At 65.6% G+C, this 5,671-nt stretch carries 5 protein-coding genes; 2 read left to right on the top strand and 3 right to left on the bottom strand.

The features are described 5' to 3' along the window. Both RMO57_RS02685 and RMO57_RS02690 read left to right on the top strand, forming a co-directional pair. Window positions 1-674, top strand: a 674-nt coding sequence (locus tag RMO57_RS02685; protein ID WP_310383963.1) for a helicase-related protein, incomplete at its 5' end; no start/stop codon positions are given. Window positions 675-778: 104 nt separating this feature from the next. Then, entirely contained in the window at window positions 779-2,929 is a 2,151-nt protein-coding gene (locus RMO57_RS02690) for an Ig-like domain-containing protein (protein ID WP_310383964.1), read from the top strand. A 9-nt stretch (window positions 2,930-2,938) separates the two neighbouring features. Here RMO57_RS02690 and yegQ read toward each other — a convergent pair whose 3' ends face one another. The 3 genes from yegQ to RMO57_RS02705 form a co-directional block, all read right to left on the bottom strand. Continuing rightward, on the bottom strand, window positions 2,939-4,324 hold the full coding sequence (yegQ, locus tag RMO57_RS02695) for a tRNA 5-hydroxyuridine modification protein YegQ (protein ID WP_310383966.1): 1,386 nt from the start codon (window positions 4,322-4,324) through the stop codon (window positions 2,939-2,941). A 296-nt stretch (window positions 4,325-4,620) separates the two neighbouring features. After that, on the bottom strand, window positions 4,621-5,184 hold the full coding sequence (locus RMO57_RS02700) for a carbon monoxide dehydrogenase subunit G (RefSeq protein ID WP_310383968.1): 564 nt from the start codon (window positions 5,182-5,184) through the stop codon (window positions 4,621-4,623). Continuing rightward, the gene (locus RMO57_RS02705) at window positions 5,181-5,606 is read right to left on the bottom strand and encodes a VWA domain-containing protein (RefSeq protein WP_310383970.1); all 426 of its coding nucleotides are present in this window, start codon (window positions 5,604-5,606) and stop codon (window positions 5,181-5,183) included. Before RMO57_RS02705 ends, RMO57_RS02700 begins: the two co-directional genes overlap by 4 nt. Window positions 5,607-5,671 lie beyond the last annotated feature (65 nt).

Consider the following 5,671-nt stretch of genomic DNA (forward strand, 5'->3'; position numbering starts at 1 on the left):
ATGTGGTGGAGAAGATCCGCGATGAGGTCGCCAACAAGGCCGCGCAGGTCTACTGGGTTTGCCCGCTGATCGAGGAGTCCGAGACGCTGGACCTCAACAATGCAACCGAAACGCATGCTGAGCTGTCCGCCGCATTAGACGGTTATGTGGTCGGGCTCTTGCATGGCCGCATGACGCCGGCCGACAAGGCGGCGGTGATGGCGGAGTTCACGGCCGGACGCATCAGCGTGCTGGTGGCGACGACGGTGATCGAGGTCGGCGTCGACGTGCCCAATGCCAGCTTGATGGTGATCGAACATGCCGAGCGCTTCGGTCTCAGCCAGCTGCACCAGCTGCGCGGCCGGGTCGGGCGCGGCGCGGTCGCGAGTGTCTGCGTGCTGCTCTACACCGGGCCGCTGTCCGACACCGGCAAATCGCGGCTGAAGGCGATGGCCGAGACCAACGACGGCTTCGAGATCGCCCGCCGCGACCTCGATATCCGCGGGCCGGGTGAGTTCATGGGCGCACGCCAAAGCGGCGCCGAACTCCTGCGCTTCGCCGATCTGCAAGAGGACTCGGTGCTGCTGCAAGCGGCGCGCCGCTTAGCGCCGCAGTTACTGGACAAGCATCCGCAGGCGGCGCGGCGACAGGTAGAGCGTTGGCTGGGGGCGAAGGCGGAGTTTTTGAAAGCCTGAGCCGGATCGACCCTTGGTCCACCATTTGGATCAGCCAAACGGGTGATGACAGGGTCACGCCGATCGTCTTGAATCCATCCATCACCAACCCTCGGGAGATGCAGATGAACAAGCGCTCATTTCAAGCCGGCTGCCTGGCCGGCGCCTGCACTTTACTGCTGCTCGGCTGCGGCGGTGGCAACGACGACAGCCATACGCCGGAGCCGCTGGCGCCGGCCCAGGCCGCTGCGGCCGCCGATGACTACAGCCTCGATTGGAACGCCGCCAAGACGCTCTCCGTACAGGCCAATGACCAGTCCAGCGGCGGTACCGCCGTGCTCAGCGTCTTGGAGCAACCCAAGTACGGCAGCGTCAGCGTGGCGGGCCAGGAGCTGGTCTACACGCCGAATCCCGGCTTTTTTGGCGAGGACAGTCTGCGCTACAAATTGGCCGTCAGCAGCGCCGACATGTCCAGCAGCGCGCAGAGCGAGGCCGTGGTCAAGCTCAAGGTTGAGGCCAGCTTGACGCTGGCCGGCGTGGTCACAGACGGGCCTATCGCCAAGGCCAGGGTCACCGCCGCGCTGGGCGAGCAACCCAGCGTCAGCGTCGATGCGAACGAGCGGGGTGAGTATTCGCTCGCCCTGAAGACTTCCAAGCCGACCGACTTCCTGACCCTCAGCGCCAGCGGTATCGGGCCACAAAGCCAGGTGATGTTGAGCAGCCTGGCGGGTGAAGTCGCCGGACTGGCCCAGCGCGCCACGGCCGGCAAGCTGACCGGAGCCGAGGCGCCGGCCCTGCGCATCACCCACCTGAGCACGGCGCTGGCCGGCCTGCTGGTGCAGGCCAGTGCGGACGGCAAGGCGCCGACCAGCGACAAGGGGCTGAGTGAGGCAGCGGCCAAGCTCAACCCCGACGATGTGCTGGACGCCGCCGCGTTGATCCAGCTGGTGGTCGACCATGGCGTCGCGCTGCCGGCCGAAGCCAACAACACCCAGCAGTTGGCGGCGGCGGCGGCCACGCTGGCCTCCTTTGCCAGCGCGCAGCGCAAGGACAATGGCCCGCAGTTCGAGGCCACGCGCGCCGCGTTGCTGAACGATGCCGCCTTGCAGCAAGCGCCGCCGCTGCCGGCCAGCACCGGCACGGCCGGCGTCACGCTGATCTACGCTTACGGCATTGGCGGCTCCAGCAAGTCGGCCTATGTCTTCAATCTGCAGCCCGACGGCAGCGCCGAGGTGGTCAGCGACCGGGTCAGCAAGGCCAAATGGACGCGGGCGGGCAGCCGTGTGATGGTCACGATCGACAGCCCCGAACTAGAGGACGGGGGTTACAGCGCCGAGGTCGGGCCGGACGGTTTGCAATGGACGATTCAGGTCGCGACAACCGGCTACACGCTGACCGATATGGCGGCCGGCTCGGCGCGCTACAGCTTGGCCACGCTGGCGGTGGCCGGCTACCGGATTGCGGCGGGCGGCCCCAAGGCCGGACTCAGGGAAGAGGACGAAGCCCAGGCCTTTGCCATCCGCCGCTATGCGGACGAGGCGCTGGAGGGCTTCACACCGGAAGACTTTGCGATGGGAGTTCGCTGGGCCGGACCCATTGCCGCGCCTACCACCATCGAGCAACGCCGGGCCGGCGTGTCAACGCAGGACATGCTGAGCATCACCGGTGCCGACAGCGCGGAGATGGAGCGCGGCGGGCTCAAGGTGGGCTGGAAACTGGTCGGCGGCGCACTGGAGCTGAGCTTGCCGGACGCCAACTACCGCTATCGCCGCATGGGCAAAGGCCCCTTGGGCGAAGAGCACTGGTTGATGGAGCAGCGGGTAGGCGGCAAGCTGCTGGCGGCAAGTGAGATCATGGCCGTCAAGGCGAGCCCGGTGAGCCTGGACGCCGCAGCTCTCGCCAAGCGCTGGAGCGGCAACTTGAATGCGCACCTCCGCTACGGATCCTTCTACTCCTTGCGCGCCGATGGCATGAGCGCCATCAGCGGCTCAGGCATAGATCAGCCGGAGAGCGAGCGCTTCTATAGCCGCTTCTGGGCGCTGCAAGCCGATGGCCGCTTGTACATGGCCCGCGGTACGAACCCGCAGGGCCAGCCCTGCATGCCGACTGCAGCGGCTCCAAGCTGCAAGGCGCAGGGATCTGAGCGCTACTGGCGCTTTGTCGCCCAGCAGGGCAAGACCTTGTACCTGATCGAACAATTGCAATTCAGCGCACAGGATCCGTCCAACATCAGCTATCGCTTTGTAGCCATGACCGATGTGGGTGAGCCGAAGTAGGCACGGCGGCTACTCAGGCTGGCTCGCCGCCGGCAAGACGCGCGCGATCAAGGCGCCTTGATAGCGCGCATCCAGCGGTATAGCCACCGCCACGCCATTGCCGGCGGCCGCCGTCACCGGCGCGCCGTCCTTGCCGCGCATCTCGGTCAGGGTAAGTATCTCGTTACCGCTGGGGTGAATGATCTCCAGCCGGTCGCCGACCTCGAAGCGGTTTTTCACCTCGATATCGGCCCAGCCCTGCTCATCAATGCTGCGCACCCCGCCGACAAACTGGCTGCGCCGCGCTTTGGAGTGGCCGTCCAGATAGTTCTGCGTGTCCTGACTGCGGTGGCGCTGATAGAAACCGCTGGTGTAGCCGCGGTTGGACAGGCCGTCCAGCTCGGTCAACAAGCTTGGGTCGAAAGCGCGGCCGGCCACCGCATCATCGATCGCCCGGCGGTAGACCTGCGCGGCACGCGAAACGTAGTAGCGGCTCTTGGTGCGGCCCTCGATCTTCAGCGAGTCAACGCCGATCGCGACCAGGCGCTGCACATGCTCGACCGCACGCAAGTCCTTGGAGTTCATGATGTAAGTGCCATGCTCGTCCTCCAGGATTGGCATCAGCTCGCCGGGGCGCTGCGACTCCTCGATCAGATAGGTCCGGTCGGCCAAGGGATGGCGCTCGATTGCGCCGGCGGTGGCGAAGTCCTGGTTGGCTTGGCTGACGGCCTTTTGAAAATCGAACTGGATCGCTTGCGCCTGACCGGCCTCGTCCTCAAACGCTCGCCCAAGCTTGTAATCCCAGCGGCAGGCATTGGTGCAGGTGCCCTGGTTGGCGTCGCGGTGGTTGAAGTAGCCTGACAGCAGGCAGCGGCCCGAGTAGGCGATGCACAGCGCGCCATGCACGAACACCTCCAGCTCCATGTCCGGGCATTCCTGGCGGATCTGCGCCACCTCATCCAGGCTCAGCTCGCGCGACAGGATGACGCGCTTCAGACCCTGCTTTTGCCAGAACTTGACGCCGGCGAAGTTGACCGTATTGGCCTGCACCGAGAGGTGGATAGTCATCTCGGGCCAGCGCTCGCGGATCATCAGCATCAGCCCGGGGTCGGCCATGATCAGCGCGTCGGGTTGCATCTCGACCACCGGTGCCATATCGGCCAGATAGCGCTTGATCTTGTCGTTATGCGGCAGGATATTGCTGGCGACCAGGAACTTTTTTCCGCGCGCGTGCGCCTCGGCAATGCCAATGCGCAGGTTCTCCAGCTTGAAGTCATTGTTGCGGGCGCGCAGCGAGTAGCGCGGCTGGCCCGCATAAACGGCATCGGCGCCGAAGTCGAAGGCGGCCCGCATGCGGTCGAGGTCACCGGCCGGGAGCAGCAGCTCCGGGGTTTTTGTTTCTAATGTTTGCGCCATGCTGGGGTGCGGCCCGGGCCGGCGGAGGCGAAAGCGGAGCCGGCCGGCCGGCCGGCCGAAAAAGGATATTTCGAGCCGCGCAGTCTAGTCAGGCCGGCGCGGGCGGCGCTTGCGGCAGGTCAAGCTGCTGCGCAAGTGTTGCCAGCCAGCGCCCCTTGATCCTGGCTCCCCTGTCTTGCAACAGGCCACAAGACCAACCTGTCTGCTGGCGCCTCGGCTTTGGCCCGGCCGGCATTGCAGCGTGCGGCTGTACCAGCCGAAACAGGCTATCAAGCACGGTTTGGGTCGACTCGACCTCACAGCTTGCCCGTAAAAACCCGCCCCAACCAGCCCAAATACCAATCCAGCAGCAGCTGCCACCGGCTCTTGCTGGGCGGCCCATCAGCCACCACCTCTGGCGCAGCCGCCACCCCATAACGCAGCTGTAAAGCGGCATTGAACGCCGCGAAGAAATCCCGCGCCATCTTCTGCGCCGCCATGTCCACCAGGCGCGAGCCGATCTGCGCAAGCTTGCCGCCGACGCTGGCTTGCACCTCGTAGTGCAACACCGTTTGCGCCGGCCCCGCAGCCTCCAGCCGCACTTGGGCCACGCCCTTGCCATGGCCGGCCGCGCCGCCGCTGCCTTCAAAAGCGAGTTGGTAGCCGCTCGGCGGCTGCAAATCCGACAACTTCAGCTTGCCCTTGAACTTGGCCTTGACCGGGCCAATCGACACGGTCAGCAAGGCCTCGTACTCATGGTCGCCAATCAGCGCCAGGCTTTCGCAGCCGCTGATGCTGGCCTTGAGCAAGTCGGCGTCATTGAGGGCGCCCCAAGCTTGGGCTTGCGAGACGGGGAGAGTTTCTTGTCCGCTTAGGTTCATGGTCGGGCTGGTGGTTTGGAAAGCAGGCTGGCCAACTCTTGCAGGCTGAGCAGATTGTGTACCGGCAAATGCTGCGTGACCTCGGGCAACAAGGCGCGCACCCCGGCCGCTTTGGCCTCGAAGCCCTCAAAGCGCAGCAAGGGGTTCAGCCAGAGCAGGCGCTCGCAACTCAGGCGCAGGCGCTGCGCCTCGAAGGCCAGGCGCTGGCAAGCGGGGTCGGCCTCACTGCCCTGCTCCAGCCCATCGGTGATCAGCAGCACGGTCGTGTCGCTGCTCAAGACCCGCCGCATCCAATGCTGGTTGAACTCGTGCAGGCAGGCACTGATGCGGGTGCCACCCGACCAGTCATGAACCCGCCGCGATACGGCCGCAATGGCCAGATCGGGGTCGCGTTGCTTCAAGAGCCGCGTGATCGGCGTCAAGCGCGTGCCGACTGTGTCAACCCTGACCATTGGCGAGAACTACAGCCGGCTTGCCGACCACCCCG

Origin of the sequence: Roseateles sp., assembly GCF_031397715.1 — a bacterium.
Classification (GTDB): domain Bacteria; phylum Pseudomonadota; class Gammaproteobacteria; order Burkholderiales; family Burkholderiaceae_C; genus Paucibacter_A.

Bases quoted from the DNA above. Each gene is read 5' to 3' on its own strand.
- RMO57_RS02690 (WP_310383964.1), top strand. From the start codon at position 779: ATGAACAAGCGCTCATTTCAAGCCGGCTGCCTGGCCGGCGCCTGCACT.
- yegQ (WP_310383966.1), bottom strand. From the start codon at position 4,324: ATGGCGCAAACATTAGAAACAAAAACCCCGGAGCTGCTGCTCCCGGCC.
- RMO57_RS02700 (WP_310383968.1), bottom strand. From the start codon at position 5,184: ATGAACCTAAGCGGACAAGAAACTCTCCCCGTCTCGCAAGCCCAAGCT.